This window comes from Sphingobacterium kitahiroshimense (genome assembly GCF_025961315.1).
Lineage (GTDB): Bacteria > Bacteroidota > Bacteroidia > Sphingobacteriales > Sphingobacteriaceae > Sphingobacterium > Sphingobacterium anhuiense.
The window spans coordinates 2,240,587-2,261,194 of record NZ_JAOQNK010000001.1 but is presented as its reverse complement, the minus strand read 5'-3'; the positions used below and the strand labels follow the sequence as shown (position 1 = coordinate 2,261,194).

Below are 20,608 nucleotides of genomic sequence, written 5' to 3'. Positions count from 1 at the left end.
GCATTCATGTATTTTAAATCATGGATACTGCTCTCAATTAGTTTTTTTGGCTTGTGCAGCATAACAGCTGCACGAGCTGAACAAGCTTCTTATTCTTTAAAATCTCTCCGAAAAACTGTTTTATCTGGCCCTGCGCAGGGTACTTCTTATCATATTACGTATTTTGATACACAGGAGTTGGTTTCAAAAAATGATATCGATAGTGTTTTGAAAGTCATTGATTTGTCAATGTCGATTTATAACCCATCCTCTACAATAAGTCTATTTAATAAAGAGGAGAGAAGTGCTGTCAAGTTAGATCGTCATTTTCAAAAGGTTGTTGATGCATCATTCCGCTATAATCGCATCACGAAAGGTATTTTTGATATTACGGTAGCACCACTTGTCCAATTGTGGGGGTTTGGACCTAAACAGATTAAACATTTTCCAGACTCAAATGAAATCAATGCAACCCTAGCGTCTGTGGGAATGGATAAGTTAATTTGGAAAGCTCCTTATCTTAAAAAAAGCAAACCTAACGTCAGTATTGATGTCAATGGTATTGCACAGGGGTATTCAGTAGATGTCTTGGCTAAATTTCTTGAAAGTAAGCATATCAAAAATTATATTGTGGAGTTAGGTGGGGAAATGCGTGTTAAGGGAAGAAATCAGGCAGGTGAATTTTTTAAAATTGGTGTTGAAAGACCAGCCTCCAGCCACAATCAATTACTGAAAACCGAAGTTGTACATATCAAATCTGGAGCATTGACGACTGCTGGAAATTTTGAAAAGTACATGATGAATGGAAAACAGAAGATTAGTCATCATGTCAATCCTTTGACGGGATATATGTTTTCTAGTCCAGTAGTCAGTGTTACGGTATATGCAAAAACTGCAATGGAAGCAGATGCCTTGGACAATTATTTTATGGCCCTTACACCAGATGAGATACTTGATTTTGTGAAGAAGAGAAAGAATTTAGAAGTTTATATTATATTTAACAATGAAAAGGGAGAAATAGAAGAAAAGTACTCGAAAGGGTTTTCCAACTTTTTTCTAAAAAAAACAATATAAATGAAATTATGAAAAGATCTGAATTTTTAAAAAACACCTTATTGGTTGCAGGTTCCGCTGTGAGCTTGAATACTTTAGCGGGTGAACAACAACAGAAAAAAAATAAGGCAGGAGCAGTATTTAACTTAGATTATGCACCGCATCAGGGCATGTTCAGTGCAACTGCTGGTAAAAATTTTGTTGATGAAATAAAATATATGCATGAACTGGGATTCAGAAGTATCGAAGATAACGGTATGACAGGACGCAGTATCGATGAACAAAAGAAAATAGGTGAAACGTTGGCATCTCTTGGGATGCGTATGGGCGTTTTTGTTGTTCCAAAGGGCGGGAACGGTGCCAATACTTTAGCGGCAGGTAAACAAGAATACATTGATATCTTTCTGAAAGGCTGTAAAGAGTCTGTGGAAGTTGCAAAACGTGTCAATGCAAAATGGGTAACGGTTGTTCCTGGCGATTACGAACGTAATCTATCTATCGGGGTACAAACTGGTAATGTGATTGAGGCATTGAAGAGAGGGGCAGAAATTTTTGAACCACATGGCATAACGATGGTACTGGAGCCTTTAAGTGACAGTCCTGATTTATTTCTTAGATATTCAGATCAGACCTATGAAATATGCAAAGGTGTGGGAAGTCCTTCATGTAAATTATTATATGATGCGTATCATATGCAAAAAAATGAAGGTAATCTCATTCATAAAATGAATGAGTGCTGGAATGAGATCGCTTATATTCAAGTAGGAGATAATCCAGGAAGAAGGGAACCTACTACAGGTGAAGTTAACTACAAAAATGTGTTTAAATGGCTTCACGAGAAGGGATTTAAAGGCGTGGTCGGTATGGAGCATGGTATGTCCAAAAGTGGCAAGATCGGCGAAGAAACTTTGGTCAACGCTTACAGAGAAGTAGATAATTTCTTAGTGTAACTTGTACAATTGTTTTTTTTATGCTAGATTGTCATTTTAAAAACCAAATTCTTGATAGAAATCTCTTATTTTAAAATAAACTAAAACATATAATGTCCACATCTATTAGATTTAAATTATCCTTCATGATGTTCCTGGAATTCTTTATCTGGGGCGCATGGTTCGTTACATTGGGTACATACCTGAGTAAAAATTTACAAGCACAGCCGCTTGAAATTGCGAATGTTTTTTCAACCCAATCATTAGGTGCTATTATTGCTCCTTTTATTATCGGTATGATTGCCGATCGTTACTTTAACGCGGAACGTATATTAGGCGTATTGCATATCATCGGTGCGGTATTGATGTATCAAATGTATAATGCAACTGAAATTTCTTCTTTTTACCCTTATGTATTGGCTTATATGGTTTTATATATGCCGACACTATCATTGGTAAATTCGGTATCATTCAGACAGTTGACCAATCCTGAGAAACAGTTCTCTAATATCCGTATTTGGGGAACTATCGGTTGGATCATTGCTGGTCTTTCAATCAGTTATTTGTTTAAATGGGATGCTGCAGAAGCTTCATCTGCTGGAGCTTTGAAAAATACCTTTTTAATGGGGGCTATTGCTTCTTTGGTGTTAGGTTTATTCTCATTTACATTGCCTAAAACGCCACCTGTTAAAATTGAGTCAGATCAGAAACCATCATTCTCATCGATCATCGGATTGGATGCAATCAAATTATTGAAAGACCGTAATTTCTTGATTTTCTTCGTTTCATCGATTTTAATCTGTATTCCTTTAGCATTTTACTATCAAAATGCCAATCCATTTTTAGATCAAATAGGAATGGAAAATCCTACTGGAAAAATGACAATTGGTCAGATTTCAGAAGTATTATTCTTATTGGCATTACCTGTTTTCTTTTCTAAATTCGGCTTCAAGAAAACGATTTTGGTTGGTATGCTTGCTTGGGCATTAAGATATATCTTATTTGCATATGGTAATGCGGGCGATCTTTCTTTCATGTTGATATTAGGTATTGCTTTACACGGTATCTGTTACGATTTCTTCTTCGTTTCTGGACAAATTTATACCGATAGTAAAGCTGGAATCAAATATAAAAGTGCTGCACAGGGTTTGATTACATTAGCGACTTATGGGGTAGGTCAGCTTATTGGATTCTGGGTTGCGGGTTTTATCGGTGAGAAATATGCATACTTGCAACAAGCTAATGTTGCTGATTTTTGGAAACAAACATGGATTATTCCAGCAGGAATAGCATTCGTAGTCTTTGTTATCTTTTTAGTTGCTTTTAAAGATGAGAAGGTCGAGAATAAAGCGGTTGCTGAGTAAAATTAATAAAAGACTAAAACTAAACAATAAAATAAAATGGCTGAAAATAACACTTATGATGCTATTGTCATTGGTTCAGGAATCAGTGGTGGATGGGCAGCAAAAGAATTAACAGAAAAGGGTTTAAAAACCCTTATGTTAGAACGTGGTCGTAATATCGAGCACGTAAAAGATTATCCGTCGCCGAATAAGAATCCTTGGGATTTCCCACATGCCGGAGGACGTACGCAAGAGATGATCAAAGAACGTCCAGTTTTGAGCAGGGATTATCCGTTAAATGAAAAAAACTTAGATTATTGGGTAAATGAACAAGAAAGTCCCTATACCGAAACTAAACGTTTTGACTGGTATAGAGGTTATCACGTAGGTGGTCGTTCATTGATGTGGGGAAGACAATCTTACCGACTTGGCGATTTAGATTTTGAAGCAAATTTAAAAGATGGACACGGTGTAGATTGGCCGATCCGTTATAAAGATATTGCTCCTTGGTACAGCTATGCAGAGAAATTTGCTGGTATCAGCGGTAACCGTGATGGTTTGGATGTATTGCCTGATGGTGATTTTATGCCTGCTATGGCGATGAATATCGTGGAAAAGGATCTTGCAGCACGTTTGAAAAAAGAATACGGTGGTAACCGCCATTTTATTATGGGAAGAACAGCAAACATTACTGTTCCTCATCATAACCGTATCAACTGTCAATATCAAAACCAATGTTGGTTAGGTTGTAATTTTGGTGCTTATTTTAGTACACAATCGGCAACATTACCAGCAGCAGTAGCAACTGGCAATTTGACATTACGTCCATTCTCAATTGTTACGAAAATCATTTACGATAAAAATACCAAGAAAGCAAAAGGTGTTGAAATTGTAGATGCGGAAACAAATCAAACGTATGAGTTTTTCGCTAAAGTGATCTTCGTTAATGCATCTGCATTTAACTCAACTTGGGTACTGATGAACTCAGCTACAGATGTTTGGGAAGGTGGACTTGGAAGTAGCAGTGGAGAATTGGGACATAACGTAATGGATCACCATTTCCGTTGTGGAGCAGGAGGTAATGTAGAAGGATATTTAGATAGCTATGTATTTGGTCGTAGACCAACAGGATTATATGTGCCACGTTTTGTTAACGTTGCTGGAGATGACAAGAAACGTGATTATGTCCGTGGTTTTGGTTATCAAGGAGCTGCAGGCCGTGGTCGCTGGTCTGGAGAGGTCGCAGAAATGAGTGTAGGTGGAGCATGGAAAGATGCACTTACCGAAGCGGGTGATTGGAACGTAGGTTTTACTGCTTTCGGTGAGATTTTGCCATACCATGAAAACAAAATTAGCTTAGACAAAACTAAAAAAGATAAATGGGGTCTTCCTGTATTATCAATGGACGTTGAAATCAAGGATAATGAGTTGAAGATGCGTGGTGATATGCAAAACGAGATGAAAGAGATGTTGGAGAAAATTGGTGTTAAGGACACATATACTTATGATAACGTGTATGGTTTTGGTCAAGGTATCCATGAAATGGGAACTGCTCGTATGGGTAGAGATCCTAAAACATCTGTTTTAAATGGAAACAACCAGGTTTGGGATGCACTTAACGTTTTTGTAACTGATGGTGCAGCGATGACATCTGCAGGCTGTGTCAATCCTTCATTAACGTATATGGCATTAACAGCAAGAGCGGTTGATTTTGCTGTAAGTGAGTTGAAAAAAGGTAACCTTTAATCAGTTATAAATCTAAATTATGGAAAAGAATAATTCATCAAGAAGAGACTTTCTGAAAAAAGCTGCCTTATTTGGCGCTGGAGTGACTATACTGCCCCGCCATGTATTTGGTGGAGTAGGTTTTACAGCACCGAGTGATATGTTGAATGTTGCATCTGTAGGTGTCGGTGGTATGGGGGGATCAGACGTATCGCGATTTGCAACAAGTGGAAAAGCAAATATTGCTTACCTATGTGATGTAGATACGCGTCGTGCGGCAGATTCTGTGAAAAAGTTTCCGAAGGCAAAATTTTATAAGGATTTCCGTGATATGCTCGATAAAGAGCATAAACATATTGATGCAGTTTCAGTATCAACACCAGATCATCAGCATGCTATTGTAGCTTTGGCAGCAATGCAATTGGGTAAGCACGTTTATGTGCAAAAACCATTAGCTCATGATGTTTGGGAAGCACGTGTTTTGACACAAGCAGCCAAGAAATATAAAGTTGTGACGCAAATGGGTAATCAAGGAGCATCAGGTGATGGTGTGAGACAGATGCGCGAATGGGTTGACGCAGGGATGATTGGAGATCTGAAAGAGATCTTCTGTTGGACCGATCGCCCTGTATGGCCTCAAGGTATCCAATGGCCTACACAACAAGCTCCAGTTCCACAAGAATTGGATTGGGATCTTTGGTTAGGTACTGCTCCAAAAAAAGATTATGTTGAAAAATTGATTCCTTTCAACTGGAGAGGATGGTGGGATTATGGAACAGGTGCATTAGGTGATATGGGATGCCATAACATGGAAGCGCCTTTTAGTATCTATGGTCTTCAATATGTAAAAGATGTACAGGCAACTGTTGGATCTGTATATGTTGACGAATTTAAAAGAGGATATTTCCCAGAAAGCTGTCCGCCGTCAAGCTATGCCGTAATGACATTCCCGAAAACGGATAAAACAGCAGGAGATGTTAAGCTACATTGGATGGATGGTGGAATTCAACCACCAAGACCAGATGAACTAGGTCCTAATGAGGCTTTTGGCGACGGTGGAAATGGTATTTTATTTATCGGTACGAAAGGTAAAATATTGGCCGATACTTACGCTGCAAATCCGAGATTATTGCCTACAACTGTTTCTTATACGACTCCAAAACAAAAGTATGCACGTGTTAAAGGTGGTGCTGATGGTCACTGGGCGCAATGGGTTGAAGGTTGTATTGCTGGTTATGGTAATATGCAGATGTCTTCTCCTTTTGAAATTGCTGGACCATTGACAGAAGCTTTACTGATGGCAAACTTGGCTATTCGTGGATCGGATTTGAAAGTTGATAATAAATATCCAGGAAGAAACTTACGCTTATTATGGGATAATAATAATATGCGTGTGACGAATTTTGATGAAGTAAACCAGTTCGTGAAGCGTAACTACCGTCCAGGCTGGGAAGTTAATTATACAATTTAAGTATTAAAAGAGATTGATTATGAATAGAAGAGAAGCAATTCAACGTGTCGCAATGTTGATGGGAGGCGTGGTCATTGGTTCAAGCCTTTTTCTTGAAGGTTGTTCACGCTCTGCTACTAAACAGGTAGAAGTTTTATTCGAACCTAAGACAACCGATTTATTGGGAGACTTAGCCGAAGCAATATTACCGAAAACCTCTACTCCTGGAGCTAAAGAAGCAGGCGTGGGAAGCTTTATCCCAGTGATGGTAAGAGATTGTTATACCGATGAACAACAAACTGTTTTCATGGATGGAATTAACAACCTAGATAAAAAAGCACAAGAGTTAATGAAGAAAAATTTCTTAGATCTTTCTGCTGAAGAACGTACAAGTTTTGTAAACTTACTAGACAAAGAAGCTGGTGAGTTTAATAAAAAACAAGATGAGGCGACAAAAGAAGAACGTGAGAAAAATGCTGTAAAACAAAATGAATTATATAGAGAAGTGGAAAACAAACCACCTCATTGGTTTACAATGTTTAAGCAGTTAACCTTAACAGGATACTTTAATTCGGAACTGGGATTAACTAAAGCATTGCGCTATGTGAAGATTCCAGGAAAATTCGATGGAAATTACCCTTATAAAAAAGGTGATAAAGCTTTTGCAGGTTAATGTAAAAACATAAAGAATAAAAAGGGGGTACTTCAAGCGAAGTACTCCCTTTTTATTTAGTTTCGATTTCTAAGGCGAATGAAACACGTTCTTGCTTTGTGACCGTCATGAAATAGCCCTTATCTGTTGAGTTACCACTAATTTCTACACGGTCATTATAGCGGAGTTCTCGTAGGTAATTCATTTCTATGGATACAATTTGATTTGTTAGCACTAATTCCATCGGTAATCTATCCATACACCAATCTAAATATTTGACATTATTAGCATGATTGACAATATCCAGATCCGATATTTTAACCGTATAGTTTTCGATTGGTTTTACTGTCTGTGCTAGATTTAGTTTTGAAAAAGGCTTTTGCGTACTGTGACGCTCTGGAAATGTTTTAAAATCGCCAAGTGCTATTGCCAGTTCCTCAGGTCCTCTTTTTACAGTATTGATAACCGCCCAATAACTTGTAGCAGTCACATAAAGTTGGTTATTGACATACACCTCAAAATTACGGGTTGATTTAGCCCCTTCTAAGTGCTGAATCCAGGTTTTTATGGTCACTATATCCATCCATTTTGGCAAGCGGTTTATTTCAAACCGGATACGGCTTAACACCCAGGTCTGATTATTTTTGGCCATTTCCCTAAAACCAAAACCTGCAATAGTCGCATGTTCACCAGCTGTGAGTTGCAGTAAATTGGAAAGATCAGAATAACGGATTCTGGCATTTGAATAGCATTGTGTAAAATTGATTTCCCAGTTTTTTTCAAATGTTGAATTGTCCATTTTTGATAAATTTCAACAAATTTAGGCATTATTATGCTGTAGAATAAGGCATTTTGTAAAATAAATGTTAAAATCGAAATAGTATTGGTATTTTATCGAGGATTCCTTACATTTAAATAAGGTTAAGTATATGTTATAACAATTAGGAGCGTTATAAATGAAATGTCTTACTTAATCAAAGTGTCAATTATAAATTATTAGTAGTATGATCGGAGAATTGATAGAAAAAGAACAAATCTCTTCATTCAAAATAGTCGCGGCGAATGAAGATAAAAGTCAAACATTTTTAGAAACTTTAAAAGGAGCTTTGCGATTGGGGAATGAATTTAAGTCGAAGACTACAATAGCCTTTCAAACAGAAGTAGGTCCTAAAAGAATAGAAACAACGGTTTGGTCGTTAACGGATAAGTATCTCCAAATAAAAAGCGGTGTATTGATTCCTCTGAGATCAATTTTAGCAATAGAATATTAAACAAAAATAATTACTCAAAAAAAGAAAAGTGCTGTTGTATCAGCACTTTTCTTTTTTTTCCTCAGCTAATTCCCGATCTTCCTGATCTAAATCTAATGTATTGTCTTCTTGTTCTGCATCCGCGGATTTTTCGTATTGTAATACGGTCAGAATTGGGAAGTGATCTGAATCAAAATTATTCAGTCTTTTCATTTTCTTTAATTTGAAGTCTGTACTACAGAAAATATGATCTAAAGGAAAGCGCATAAAAAAATGATGTGCATGAAAAGTATTCAGAAAGAAACGGCCTCTTCTCGGATCAAGTAATTGACTTGTCTTTAAAAATAATTCAGTGGTATAGCTCCAGGCGACGTCATTCAGGTCACCGCAAACTATCACTGGTATTTTTGATGCTAAAGCTTTATCTGCAATCAGAAGGAGTTCCTTATCACGTTCTGTTGACCTTGGGTTTTCACCTGGTACAGGAGGAGTCGGATGTACCGCATATAATTGAATGACCTGCCCATTTCGTAAAATTACTTTTGTATGAATGGAAGGGATATCATCCTCCACAAGAAATTTGACTTCACTTTCCTTCAATTCCAATTTAGAGTACAGCAACATACCATAAGTGTTATCTATCGGTTTCTCTATACGATAAGGATAGGCATCTGTAGCTTCCTTAAGCTGTTCCATCCATTCATGACTGGTTTCCAGTAGTAGTACCAGGTCAGCATCAGTCTTTTTAATTTCCGCAATGCAGCCTTTGTAATTGGTATTATCTTCAAACACATTTGATATCATAATACTGATGGTTTGATCGGGTATTTCCTGTCTTACTCTTAAAATCTGCTTTTTTCCAAGAGGAGTAAAGGGAATGATCTGTTTTAATAGGTATAAAATAGTCCCTGAAAGTAAGGTTACATAAATATAGAAGGTTAACGTTCTGTTAGAGAATATTAAAAGGAGCGCCAGTGACAGGGCTGTTAATACAAGCTTTTGTAGTCTTGGATACTCAAAAATTCGGAACGTCCAATAATCATTTCTTATTAATGGAATAAAACTTATAATGATTAGGATGGAAGAAAAAATATATAGAGCTGTGTGCATATGTAATCTATTTGTGCGATAAAAATAGAAAAATAATCAAGAAAAGATGATTCGGGCACAATAAAATGAGAATTGGAAGATAGCAGAAGCAGGCTATAAGGGCATCATGTATGGGGAATCGTTAAAAATGCATACACCATTATGTAAACTTTCTGCTGGAGTTTACATAATGGTGTAACAATGGATCAGCTATTATTCTTCGTATAAGCGCTCAACGGCAAAACCATTTTGTTTCAGACGTAGTGCTATTTCAAACGCTTGAATATTTAGAGCTTCCAATTTTAATATTAATCCGTTACTGAATCTGTTAATATTAATGGTGATGATGTTGGGAATCTTCTTTAAAGTTTCCTCTAATTGATGAATTTTGTCTTCATTAATTAGCATGGTTTCAAAAATGTATTTTTCCATAACAATAAATATTAAGGTTTTAAAATCAATGTACTCGGTAATTTTTTCGTCCATTGCTCTTTCTCAAAAGAAATCTGTTTCCAAGCAATGAAACTTATCAGTATAATATCGAATGAAGAATAATCAATATCTTTAGTCTTGGGTTCCTCTATAATATTGATTTGATTAGGTGCCGCATAATCTAACGAACGAATAGCCTCTTTGAGCTCTACAGAGGTTTTAATGACCTCATCTTCGTCTAAGAAACTTATTTTTACATCGTTGTTCTGTACAAGTTTGTGCACATATATTAATAAGAAACTATCACTAAGTGTTTTGATAGGAACCAATATGTTTTTCACCTCTTCAGGAAGACCCCTATCGACTAAAATTCCACAAGGAATATGAACAGCTTTTAAAAGCGCTGTCGTTTTATCTTCAAATCCGCTATGATTAAATAAACTTTCTTTACCTGTTAATGAACCTAACAATCTTTCCGGATTAACGACTTTACTTGTAAACCCGATGATACTTCCTAAAACAGATCCTTCATAGACAGATTGACCGATACCTGTCAACAGTAAGTCGAAATCTTCTTCATTGGCCATTTTTGCAATGTCGTCGTTGATATTGTCGGTACCTCTAAAAATACCAGTGTACGGTTGCTCTATTTTTTCACTTTCATCATTTAATACTGAAAAATTATCTCTTTCGTATTCGATCGAATTATAAGTATTGAGTTCATTCCCGATCGAAAGATGTAATGCCGTTACCGTACTATTTTCTTTTGATTTTTTAATCAGCATATTGGCAATACGGAGTAAAATTTTTCCAGAATTTGGGTTGCCAAATGAAATCAGAATATTGTATTTATTTTTCTTCGAAATGAGATCGCCATTATTTTCGATTTCAGGCTTAAAAAATTTATTAATTAAATCTAATGCAGGCCCCGTCATAAATGTTGTGATCAAAGCCATAAGAACCAGTATTGCGAACATTTCATCAGTAAGGACTCCTAAATCATAACCTATGTTTAGAGCGACTAGTTCCATCAAACCTCTAGTATTCATCAAAGCTCCTATGGTAAGGCTACTGTGCCAGTTTTGCCCCACAAATCTTGCCGATAAAGCACTTCCAATAAATTTACCCACTACAGCAATTGTAACCACCCAGAAACAGGTTTGCCAATGTTCGGCCTCATTGAGTAATCCAATCTGTGTTCTTAGGCCTGTAAAGACAAAAAATAGCGGTAAAAGAAGTACTTGCGCTACATCTTCTACTTTTTCAATAAAGATACTTCGAAAACTTGTGTTGGTTGGCATGATTACACCAGCCATAAAAGCTCCAAATAGGGCGTGGATACCGATAACTTCGGTGGTCCATGAAGAAATCAGCAATGTTAGAAAAAAGATACCTACAATCGATTTGCCTAACCGTTCTTTAGTGGAGTGAAGGTCACCGATACGTTGGAGAAATGGTTTTACGAACCGGACCATCAATAAGACATAGCCGGCCGCGAAAGCGATCGTGTAAACTGCACTGACTACAGATCCTGCTTTTACAACCGCAATAACAGCTGCCAAAAGACACCAAGCAGTGATATCATCTGCCGCTGCACAGGTGATGGCAATCGAACCTAGTCGTGTTTTGCTCATACCCCTTTCCTGTACGATCCTTGCCAAAACAGGAAATGCAGTAATACTCATGGATATTCCAATAAAGAGCGCATATGATAAAAATGAAATACCTTCAGGTGCTGTTGTCTGGAAGATCACATAGGCGAGCCCCATTCCTAGAAGAAAAGGAAAGATAATGCTTACATGACTGATAACTATGGCATCTTGAGCTTTGTTTTTCAATATTTTCAAATCTAGCTCCATGCCGACGACAAACATAAATAGCACTAAACCTATTTGACTCAATACCCCCAGATTTCCCAAAGAACTGAATGGAAATAAAAATGTGGATATTTCTGGAAAGTAATTCCCTAGTAGGGAGGGCCCTAGTGCAATACCCGCTACGATTTCTCCAATAACAGAGGGTTGACCAATTTTTCTGAATAATATACCAAAGATTCGCGCTACAAATATGATTGTTATGATCTGCAACATGAGTATTGCTAGCGGGTAGGAAAGATTTTCATGCAAATGATCTAAGAAATGTGACCATGCTGAGTTGAGTGGTACATCTGCAGTTGTATGTGGTTGATTTTCAAATTGGGAGCCCTGATGGATAATAAAATAGCCTAAAGCTATCCCAATAATTAAAATGGCTAGATAAAAAAAGGTGGAGCGGTACTTACTTTTAAACATATTTCGTCGGATTGTAAAGAGCAAGTATAATAGCTAAAGTTTTTTCTACAAAACGAATTCGTGTTTTTTGTACCAGACCAGAAAAAAAATGTACTAAACATTTAAGCTGTTTACAAAATGATCTTTGTAGGGTGCCGATAAGGTAAGTTGTTTCAGGTCATGCATATCTTTTATTTTACACGCGACATACTGTGCTGTGTAAGACGAGACCACAGCTAATGCAACAACATTTCGTCTGTTGATCCTACAGAATTTTCCAGAAGGTAGGATCGCCAAAATTTCATCTAAACTGATGTTTTTCGCAAGAATATTTTGACCGTCTTTCATATAGATGTATTTATCCCGCCTATCATGATCGGCCACCTCAATATAGGCAATTTGATCTATTCTTATCCTTGTTTTTCCTTGATTACTGTTTAACTCTATAACCTCTAAACCCGTTTCCTTTGTTGAGTTAAGCCACTTCAAGGCTTTATCAAAAGCAGTCTGTAATCGATCAGCCTGATAAGGTTTTCGTATATAATCCACAGCATTGAGATCAAATGCATCAGCAGCATATTCCTTATGAGCTGTTGAAAAGATAATTGCTTTGTCAGAAAGTATCCGGGCGACCTCTAGTCCGTTCATACCTGGCATATGAATATCTAGAATACAGGTGTTAAAATCAAGTCTGTCAATCTGTGCTAAAAACTTTTGGGGATTATTGAAACTTTTCACGATTTCTACGTCCTTAAAATTTTCACATAAAGCTTGAATGTAACTTAGTGAAGGAAGTTCATCATCCAATAAAATACATTTAATCATTTTGATAAAGTTTTATTTTTACGGTTACCGTGTATATATTTTCTTTTTGCTCAGTATTCAAGCTGTATTCAGTACCGTAAATATTTTTCAACCGTTTTGAAAAAGTTTTATTGCCCAATCCACCTAGGCTTGAGTCTATTTTTTGTTTTTGCATGACCCGATTAGAAACGGTGAGGTGAAAATAATCGTCGATAACCTCAAACACCACAGAGATAAAACTGTTTTCATTTTGAACATCAGCATGTTTGAAAGCATTTTCAATTGGGTTGATGGTCATAAATGGAGCAATAAGCATTTCTCCAGCTTCGGCACTAATTTTTTTTCGTATATGTAGATCAAATAAAGGACTTATTTTAAGTTTATTGATCTCTATTAGATTTTGCGCAAAAGCGATCTCATCTTTTAACTTTACGAACGTGCCATCTGTTTCATAAAGAATATAATCTAGTACATTGGATAATTTATCAAGTGCATGATAACTTTGGTAGGCATGAGACTGAATAGCGTTTAATGCATTTTTTAGTAAGTGTGGGTCCAACTTATAATAATTCGTTTCATCAGGAAGAGAAATGCTATTTAAATCTCGATTTTGTCGAATTAATAGTTTATTTTGACGTTTTAATATACGAATCTTCAAGTAGAGGAAGACCGCTAATAAAACAAGAATAAAGAACACAAGAAATAATAAACTATAATAAAAAGTAGACATACTGACTTTGTTTTACTTCGAATATAGCAATTTTCTAAAAAGGCAATGGAATTTTAAGATTTCAATAGGAAATGGGAATCTATAGATCGACTATAATAAAATACAAAAACTGATCCCAAAGCTAAATTTTTTCTATTTCTAAAGATGATCATTTTTTTCATCAAGGAAAATATATATACAAACAGACTAATATACTTACCGGAATTGTTAAGTTATCATAGCCATCTTTGCTAAATGCCTCTGCTAATGTAGCAGTAAGAGCAATTGTGGCTATTACTATAAATTCCTCCGAATCTAAATTAGAATTATAAACGGATCTCCATGTTAAAAACATAACGATCATAGCACATATAAAGAAAACAGTAGATCCCATTAAAGTTTTTTTTACACCAAAGATCTTATATTGCGCTAAAGGCCATTTCTTGCCGGATAGTGCGGCCATAGGATCGCAAATAGCTAAGGTAACTAAAGGTAAATAATAATATATATAGCATTCATCCAAAGACGTCTGGATTAAGAAGCACAGATAAACTGCCACTGGATATACAATACTACCTACGGATTTTCTGTCAACTGCATTGATGGATTTTAATAAATTAAATTTTAAGGATAGGAGTAAAATCACAGCAAATAATCCACAAAGAAATAGGACTGACCAATGATTTTTCAATAATATTGGAAAGAGCAAACAAATTAATCCCGTACCAATATGTACAAGTTTTCTTGTCAATTCTACCTTAATCTTGTATTGATGGTATAAAAATTCAGAAAGAGCAAATAAAAGCAAGAATGTCAATGCCAGTAAAAGCAGGTTTAACAAATCGTTTTTCATTATAATATTTCTTTAAATAAATCAGCTAACCAATACATAGCTCCAGAAAATATAAAGCTGTCAAAGCGATCTAGTATCCCACCATGACCTGGAATTAGCTTACTATAATCTTTAATTTGATATTTACGTTTCAGCAATGAAGCTAATAAATCTCCAGTGAGTGCTGTAAAACAAATAGAAATTGCTGTCGCTATGGTTTGGCCAATTGAAAAATCGATGTATTGGAAAAAGAAAAAGCTGGTCGATGTTGTTAGTATTAAACCTCCAAGTAAACCTTCAAAAGTTTTATTGGGACTAATCTGAGGCAGAAGTTTTCTTTTACCAAATAATTGACCAGTAAGTTGGCTGAATCCATCAAAAGTGACCACAGTAAAGTATACAAAGCATACGTTTTCTGTTAAAGTATTGTCACTGAATTTGATAAATGCAAATAGGATCGTAAGGTAAATAAATACAGAAAAAAAGAAAAATATAATCCGTTTATTGGAAAATATATGAGCTTTTGAAATTTCAAAAAGACCTATTATTCCAATGCAAATAGCTAGAGATACTGTTAATTCAAAATAGATACACGAAAATACCATGATCAGAATTACAAAGTACAACACGAGTTTTAACCAACGTTCATTAGCTTGTCGCAGCTTACTCTGTTTATTGATATACTGTGTAACTAAACTGCCTATTCCAAAAAACAGGAACAATATAGAACCAATAATTAAGTACATGATTAATTTCTTTTTTGTTGCTGTATAAGAAATATGCTCTTTAAATTAGAGTGTAGTTTTGGTAGCGTAATAACCAAGATTAATTCCTCTAGGTACGCTAGACAACTAACAACTAACATCAAGTGAAAGTAGAATGCACTAAAGCCAAATACGAAGTAGCTGAAAATAAATATGCCCTGTAAGTAGCCAGTTATTTTATAAGACCATAAATGAAAGCTAGGGAATCTTTGAAATCTGATAAGCGCGCATAACTGTGGAATTAACCACATCGCAATTAAGATTATAAATTCTATTTTGTATGTTGCTACGAATACTTTTTCTAAACTAATCATTCCCATGAACGCCATAATATAAGTCCCGATGTCTGCAATCGAATCTAGTTTTGCACCAAACTCTGTTTGAAGATTAAACAGTCTTGCGATTAATCCGTCAAGTATATCAGTTACTAGGTTTATGGACAGCAACAATATAAAGGACTCTCTATTTGCTGTAATTATAGTATAAATGATAAAAGGTAATGCCAATAAACGGTATAGTGAAAGTGCATTTGGCACATTCCATCTGTTTTCTTTTTTAGTTTCCATATTACAGTGATTTTTTTCTACCGAACTTTTGATGAGCCTGCGTAAATTGACCTGCTGACAGCGCCGCGGCGATCGATAACTCGCCGGCAAGAACAAGAGCAGCAGCTATCTCGGCATATTTTATTGAATTTCCTTCTCCATAACAGTCCATCATATCCAGACATTCTCTTTGAGTAGGTAGATTGGTTCCTCCACCTACCGTTCCTACGATCAGATTTGGCAATGTAACACAGGCGTAGAGAGATCCATCACTATTTAATTCCATTCTTGTAATTCCTGTTGCCGCTTCTGCGACGCAGGCCACATCTTGACCGGTAGCTATAAATAATGCTGTAAGCCCATTAGCATAATGACCCTGTGCGCCTATTGCACCGCTCTGGATCACTCCCATTGTAGAAGTACGCCAATACCTATCCATGAGTGCAGATGACGTTTTAAGTACCTCTGATACAATTTTAGCGGATAATTCAATTTCCGCTGTGACTTTCTTACCCCTAACGTTATTAAAGGAATATGCTGTTGCTTTTTTGTCTCCTGAACTATTTCCTTCTATAAACCAATGGCTAGGTTTAACGGGACATTGATCAATCATAAATCGACAGATCGCATCTGTACATATCGTGACCATATTTTGTCCCGATGCATCTGCTGTAAAGTATTCAAAAGATATGGTGAGATGGTTTCCTTCAATCTGAATCTTTGTATCTGTTAGCTTAGCAAATCTGCTTGTATTTTTAACAATATCGTGGAGACTTTCTTTTTTAGCAAGAAACCAAGAGATAAAAAGGCTTAAATCATTTAAATTTTCAAATTTGAATACAGGACTTCTCTGGATACCTTCCTTTAGACATATCGAAGTAATTCCTCCAGCTAGTAAGCATGCTCTCGCTCCACGATGATATGAAGCCACCAGCGCGCCTTCACTGGTAGCTAATGGAACATAGTAAGCTCCATTTGCTGCTGTACCATGAACTTTTAGCGGGCCAATGACCCCCGTAGGAATTTGACTTATCCCAATAAAATTTTCAATATTTCCATTTAATAGCGATAAGTTGATGTTACTGTCAGTAAGTATTGGAAATTGTTTATTCGTTTTTTTGCTGAGATAATCACACAGTTTCGCTATCTCTGTTTGGCTGATTTCTGAAGAAAATGGTAAAGCGCATGCGTCTTCAGTATGAACGTCATATGCTTCTGTTTTTTTTAATAATGTTTTCATAATGAGCTTTTAATAAATGGACTGTTTGTTTCGTATTCCAAAGTTATTGTGATAATTGCATTTAAAATTGTGACAAACAATAAAAAATATTTTTAATTTTGTGATTATCGCAAATAATTAAACCAATGTATCAAGAAAAGCTAATCCAAGAAATATATGAAAAAATCGACGCTACTAAGTCTATTATAGAAGCCATTGCAAATGCGCTTGATATTAGTTATGATGCGGCACATCGAAGAATTTCGATGAAAAGTAAATTTTCGATAGAGGAGACAGTTCAGCTGGCTAATCACTTTGCAATTTCTTTAGATAAGATGTTTCAAAAGAGTGATCATGTTTTAGTAAAAAAAACGACAGAAATCCGGACACCACATGACCTTTCAACTTATCTGGAAAATTCCTTTAAGTCTTTAACAGAATTCAATCCTGATCTTGGTACGTCCCTCTACTATTCCGCTAAGGATATTCCAATTTTCTATACCATAAATACAGGATTACTGTCAAGCTTTAAAAGATACGTCTGGCTCAACTTATTGAGTTTTGAGGGGCTGGAAGTATCATTCGAATCTTTTTTATCGAAAAACCCCTTAGACAATGGCGGAAAAAAATTGAACGATTATTATTCCTCCATCAGAGTAAAAGAAATTTGGAATGATACAACTATCAATAGTACGTTACAGCAGATCATGTATTTTTCACAAACTGGTTTATTGACCGCAGCGCACGGGACGATTCTCTGCGATCAGGTCAAAGAGCTTTTGTTTTCGCTGGAGAAGAAATGTGTTCCGAATAATGACCAATACCAACTGTATTATCATGAACTGTTGATATTAAACAATAATGTTCTTGTTTCGAACAAAGATAGAAGGGCTTTATTTGTCCCCCATACCATGTTGGGATATTTTATCACACACGATACTGACACCTGTCAACACGTTTCAAATTTTTATCAGCACCAGCTTAAGAATTCCAGGTTGTTAAACACAGCAGGAACAAGGGATAAGAAAATGTTTTTTAATAAGGCTTATCAAAAAATTGATCTGTATAAGGCAAGAGTAAGCGCGATGGATGAAATTTGATTTAATGCTAATGGGTCGTTTATATAACTGCAGTTTACAGTTTCGATCAGGTGTTGCTTTTAGTATGAAAATCTAGTATTTAATAAAAATATTTTAGACGGCATAGAAAACAAGAAAAGCTCATCTTTTGGATGAGCTTTCTTGTACCTAGGGCGGGAATCGAACCCGCACTTCCTTAACGGAAACAGGATTTTAAGTCCTGCGTGTCTACCAGTTCCACCACCTAGGCAGGTGATATTAATGTGGAGCGAAAAACGAGATTCGAACTCGCGACCCCAACCTTGGCAAGGTTGTGCTCTACCAGCTGAGCTATTTTCGCATTGCTAACAGTTAACAAGTTGTTTTCTGTTTTGGTGATGCAAATATACGGCGATTTTTATAAAATCAAAATTTGAAACCATCATTTTTTTAATATTTAATGTAATGACCTCAAATATTGGCTCTTATTTTTTAGATTGAAATGAATAACAGAAAAACACATTGATCTGAAACTGGAGTATAGATGTTTTTTCAAAATTTTGCACCTATTATACGATGCACTATTTGTACATGTTTCAAGTAAAATGACAGCCTTTCTAAGCCGTCATTTTAAAATGTTCATTTATAAATTTTCTAAAAGTAGCCGAGATCTAGTGCTCTATTTTTTTGAAAATGGAACAAGCGATATGACCACCAAAACCAAAAGTATTGCTCATGGCTATATTTACTTTTTTATGCTTTGCTTTTCCGAGAGTTAAATCCAATTTATCAGCAAATTCTGGTTCTATTTCTTTAGAGTTTATCGTAGGCGGAACAATATCATCTTGAACCGCCTTAATACAAGCAATAGCTTCGATAGCTCCAGCAGCTCCCAGTAAGTGCCCTGTCATTGATTTTGTAGCGCTAATAGATACCTCGTTGTTAAAACCAAACATTCTTCCCATAGCTTTCAGTTCACTTTGATCGCCCATAGGAGTAGAAGTTGCGTGCGCATTGACATATTCTATATCTTTTGCAGCGATATTCGCATCCTCCAAAGCAAGTTTCATTCCCAGAAATGCCCCGTCTCCTTCAGGATGTGTGCCCGTAATATGATAAGCATCCGCCGCTAAACTTCCTCCAATTATTTCAGCAATAATCGGGGCATTTCTTTTAATCGCACTTTCATAGCTTTCCAATACGATAGCCCCAGCACCTTCTCCTAATACAAAACCGTTACGATGAATATCAAAAGGGCGGGAGGCACCCAAATAATCTTCATTACTTGTTGATAAGGCTTTAGATGCATTAAATCCACCGATGGAACTTTCGGTTATAGACGCTTCAGAACCTCCGGTAATAATCATATCTGCTTTGCCCCAGCGGATATAATTAAAGGCATCAACAATCGCAGTATTACTTGCAGAACAAGCAGAGGCGGTCGTATAATTTACTCCTCTAAGTCCATATTTAATGGAGATAACACCTGAAGCAATGTTTAAAATACGCTTAGAAATAAAGAACGGACTGAAGCGTGGTATTCCATTTCCTTGCTTAAACTCCGCTATTTGTTGCTCAAATGTTGAAACCCCGCCATCTCCTGAAGCCCAGATAACACCTATCCGATCTTTGTCCAGTAGATTGAAATCAATCTCAGCGTGGTGAATAGCCTCATGAACGCTAGCTAATGCATATTGCGTAAAAAGATCTAATTTTCGTAATTCTGATTTTTCCATGAATTGTAAAGGATCGAAATCTCTTACTTCACATGCGAATTTTGTTTTAAAGTTTGTCGCATCAAATTTAGTAATCATTTTTGCGCCACTTTGTCCCATAATCAGTGCATTCCAAAATTTATCTACGGTATTTCCTAAAGGCGTAATCGCTCCAATACCTGTTATAACAACTCTTTTCATCATTTAATCGTTTTTAATTAAATCTTCTTTAATAATTTTTTGTATGAGAGTGAAATCTTCATCACCGGTCAGTCTAGTAATTTGTACACTTGCAATCATCGTGGAAATAAGTAAGACGGCTTTTGTTCTAGGCTCACCTTTAAAATGAAAAGTACCCTGTTCTTGACCATATTTAAGCCATGCAATCACCCAATTTAACACCTGTTCGGAAAAAACCTTTAGATGTTCAATTATACCTATATCTAAAGTATTGTAATCAGTAGATAGCGATCCAACGATACATATTTTATTGTCATTTTTAATATTCCTGTATATAGAGAGGAACTTGTCTAGTTTTTGTAGTGGAGACTTATCTTCAAAATCCTTTTTCATTTTGTGAAAGTTTTCAATATGATAATCTATAACTGCAATTCCCAAATCTATCTTTTGTGGAAAATGATAATGAATAGAAGCTTTTTTTATTCCAACGGCATTAGATATATCAAAAAAGCTAAAGGCATTGTAACCCTTATCCCGAATCAGGCTATCAGCAACTCGTATGATTTGTTCTTTTGTTGACATCAATTATTTTTTTGTAAATATACAAACC

At 36.0% G+C, this 20,608-nt stretch carries 20 protein-coding genes and 2 tRNA genes; 8 read left to right on the top strand and 14 right to left on the bottom strand.

Annotated elements, in window-relative coordinates; translation table 11 throughout:
* The first annotated feature begins 6 nt into the window (after nucleotides 1–6).
* From M2265_RS10240 to M2265_RS10215, 6 genes are all read left to right on the top strand, one after another.
* On the top strand, nucleotides 7–1,053 hold the full coding sequence (locus tag M2265_RS10240; protein WP_132771919.1) for an FAD:protein FMN transferase: 1,047 nt from the start codon (nucleotides 7–9) through the stop codon (nucleotides 1,051–1,053).
* 8 nt (nucleotides 1,054–1,061) lie between these two features.
* Nucleotides 1,062–1,982: a hydroxypyruvate isomerase family protein gene (locus M2265_RS10235; protein ID WP_132771918.1), complete on the top strand. Its 921-nt coding sequence runs from the start codon at nucleotides 1,062–1,064 to the stop codon at nucleotides 1,980–1,982.
* A gap of 92 nt (nucleotides 1,983–2,074) precedes the next feature.
* On the top strand, nucleotides 2,075–3,325 hold the full coding sequence (locus tag M2265_RS10230) for a nucleoside permease (protein ID WP_132771917.1): 1,251 nt from the start codon (nucleotides 2,075–2,077) through the stop codon (nucleotides 3,323–3,325).
* Nucleotides 3,326–3,361: 36 nt separating this feature from the next.
* Complete coding sequence (locus M2265_RS10225; protein ID WP_132771916.1) at nucleotides 3,362–5,050, top strand: GMC oxidoreductase; 1,689 nt, start codon at nucleotides 3,362–3,364, stop codon at nucleotides 5,048–5,050.
* A 19-nt stretch (nucleotides 5,051–5,069) separates the two neighbouring features.
* The gene (locus M2265_RS10220) at nucleotides 5,070–6,500 is read left to right on the top strand and encodes a Gfo/Idh/MocA family protein (protein WP_132771915.1); all 1,431 of its coding nucleotides are present in this window, start codon (nucleotides 5,070–5,072) and stop codon (nucleotides 6,498–6,500) included.
* 19 nt (nucleotides 6,501–6,519) lie between these two features.
* Nucleotides 6,520–7,152: a gluconate 2-dehydrogenase subunit 3 family protein gene (locus M2265_RS10215; protein ID WP_021189842.1), complete on the top strand. Its 633-nt coding sequence runs from the start codon at nucleotides 6,520–6,522 to the stop codon at nucleotides 7,150–7,152.
* 52 nt (nucleotides 7,153–7,204) lie between these two features.
* Here M2265_RS10215 and M2265_RS10210 read toward each other — a convergent pair whose 3' ends face one another.
* Nucleotides 7,205–7,930, bottom strand: coding sequence for an acyl-[acyl-carrier-protein] thioesterase (locus M2265_RS10210; protein ID WP_021189843.1), 726 nt, complete (start codon nucleotides 7,928–7,930; stop codon nucleotides 7,205–7,207).
* A 205-nt stretch (nucleotides 7,931–8,135) separates the two neighbouring features.
* Here M2265_RS10210 and M2265_RS10205 point away from each other — a divergent pair, with 205 nt between their 5' ends.
* Nucleotides 8,136–8,402 carry a hypothetical protein gene (locus tag M2265_RS10205; RefSeq protein WP_021189844.1) on the top strand — a complete coding sequence of 89 codons (267 nt, stop codon included), beginning with the start codon at nucleotides 8,136–8,138 and terminating at the stop codon, nucleotides 8,400–8,402.
* Nucleotides 8,403–8,441: 39 nt separating this feature from the next.
* Here the strand turns inward: M2265_RS10205 and M2265_RS10200 are convergent, their stop codons facing one another.
* The 9 genes from M2265_RS10200 to M2265_RS10160 form a co-directional block, all read right to left on the bottom strand.
* Entirely contained in the window at nucleotides 8,442–9,491 is a 1,050-nt protein-coding gene (locus M2265_RS10200) for an endonuclease/exonuclease/phosphatase family protein (protein ID WP_132771914.1), read from the bottom strand.
* Between the two features lie 192 nt (nucleotides 9,492–9,683).
* Nucleotides 9,684–9,902 (bottom strand): hypothetical protein, encoded by a 219-nt coding sequence (locus M2265_RS10195; protein ID WP_132771913.1) that lies wholly within the window; start codon nucleotides 9,900–9,902, stop codon nucleotides 9,684–9,686.
* Nucleotides 9,903–9,913: 11 nt separating this feature from the next.
* Nucleotides 9,914–12,193 carry a cation:proton antiporter gene (locus tag M2265_RS10190; RefSeq protein ID WP_132771912.1) on the bottom strand — a complete coding sequence of 760 codons (2,280 nt, stop codon included), beginning with the start codon at nucleotides 12,191–12,193 and terminating at the stop codon, nucleotides 9,914–9,916.
* Nucleotides 12,194–12,286: 93 nt separating this feature from the next.
* Complete coding sequence (locus M2265_RS10185) at nucleotides 12,287–12,997, bottom strand: LytR/AlgR family response regulator transcription factor (protein WP_132771911.1); 711 nt, start codon at nucleotides 12,995–12,997, stop codon at nucleotides 12,287–12,289.
* Nucleotides 12,990–13,706, bottom strand: a complete 717-nt coding sequence (locus M2265_RS10180) for a sensor histidine kinase (protein WP_132771910.1) — start codon at nucleotides 13,704–13,706, stop codon at nucleotides 12,990–12,992. Before M2265_RS10180 ends, M2265_RS10185 begins: the two co-directional genes overlap by 8 nt.
* Before the next feature lie 160 nt (nucleotides 13,707–13,866).
* On the bottom strand, nucleotides 13,867–14,538 hold the full coding sequence (locus M2265_RS10175) for a diacylglycerol/polyprenol kinase family protein (RefSeq protein WP_132771909.1): 672 nt from the start codon (nucleotides 14,536–14,538) through the stop codon (nucleotides 13,867–13,869).
* Nucleotides 14,538–15,263: a phosphatidate cytidylyltransferase gene (locus M2265_RS10170; RefSeq protein ID WP_132771908.1), complete on the bottom strand. Its 726-nt coding sequence runs from the start codon at nucleotides 15,261–15,263 to the stop codon at nucleotides 14,538–14,540. The genes M2265_RS10175 and M2265_RS10170 overlap by 1 nt, the downstream gene beginning before the upstream one ends.
* Before the next feature lie 2 nt (nucleotides 15,264–15,265).
* Complete coding sequence (locus M2265_RS10165) at nucleotides 15,266–15,847, bottom strand: CDP-alcohol phosphatidyltransferase family protein (protein ID WP_132771907.1); 582 nt, start codon at nucleotides 15,845–15,847, stop codon at nucleotides 15,266–15,268.
* A gap of 1 nt (nucleotide 15,848) precedes the next feature.
* Entirely contained in the window at nucleotides 15,849–17,066 is a 1,218-nt protein-coding gene (locus M2265_RS10160) for a hydroxymethylglutaryl-CoA reductase (RefSeq protein WP_132771906.1), read from the bottom strand.
* 125 nt (nucleotides 17,067–17,191) lie between these two features.
* Between M2265_RS10160 and M2265_RS10155 the strand changes: the two genes are divergently transcribed.
* Nucleotides 17,192–18,145, top strand: coding sequence for a hypothetical protein (locus tag M2265_RS10155; RefSeq protein ID WP_132771905.1), 954 nt, complete (start codon nucleotides 17,192–17,194; stop codon nucleotides 18,143–18,145).
* A gap of 144 nt (nucleotides 18,146–18,289) precedes the next feature.
* On the opposite strand, the gene M2265_RS10150 is transcribed toward M2265_RS10155, so the two are convergent.
* From M2265_RS10150 to M2265_RS10135, 4 genes are all read right to left on the bottom strand, one after another.
* Nucleotides 18,290–18,374 (bottom strand) — tRNA-Leu (locus tag M2265_RS10150).
* A gap of 14 nt (nucleotides 18,375–18,388) precedes the next feature.
* Nucleotides 18,389–18,464: transfer RNA gene (locus M2265_RS10145), tRNA-Gly, on the bottom strand.
* Nucleotides 18,465–18,774: 310 nt separating this feature from the next.
* Nucleotides 18,775–20,019, bottom strand: coding sequence for a beta-ketoacyl-ACP synthase II (gene fabF, locus M2265_RS10140; protein WP_132772079.1), 1,245 nt, complete (start codon nucleotides 20,017–20,019; stop codon nucleotides 18,775–18,777).
* A gap of 3 nt (nucleotides 20,020–20,022) precedes the next feature.
* Nucleotides 20,023–20,580 (bottom strand): TetR/AcrR family transcriptional regulator, encoded by a 558-nt coding sequence (locus M2265_RS10135; protein WP_132771904.1) that lies wholly within the window; start codon nucleotides 20,578–20,580, stop codon nucleotides 20,023–20,025.
* Between the last annotated feature and the right edge of the window lie 28 nt (nucleotides 20,581–20,608).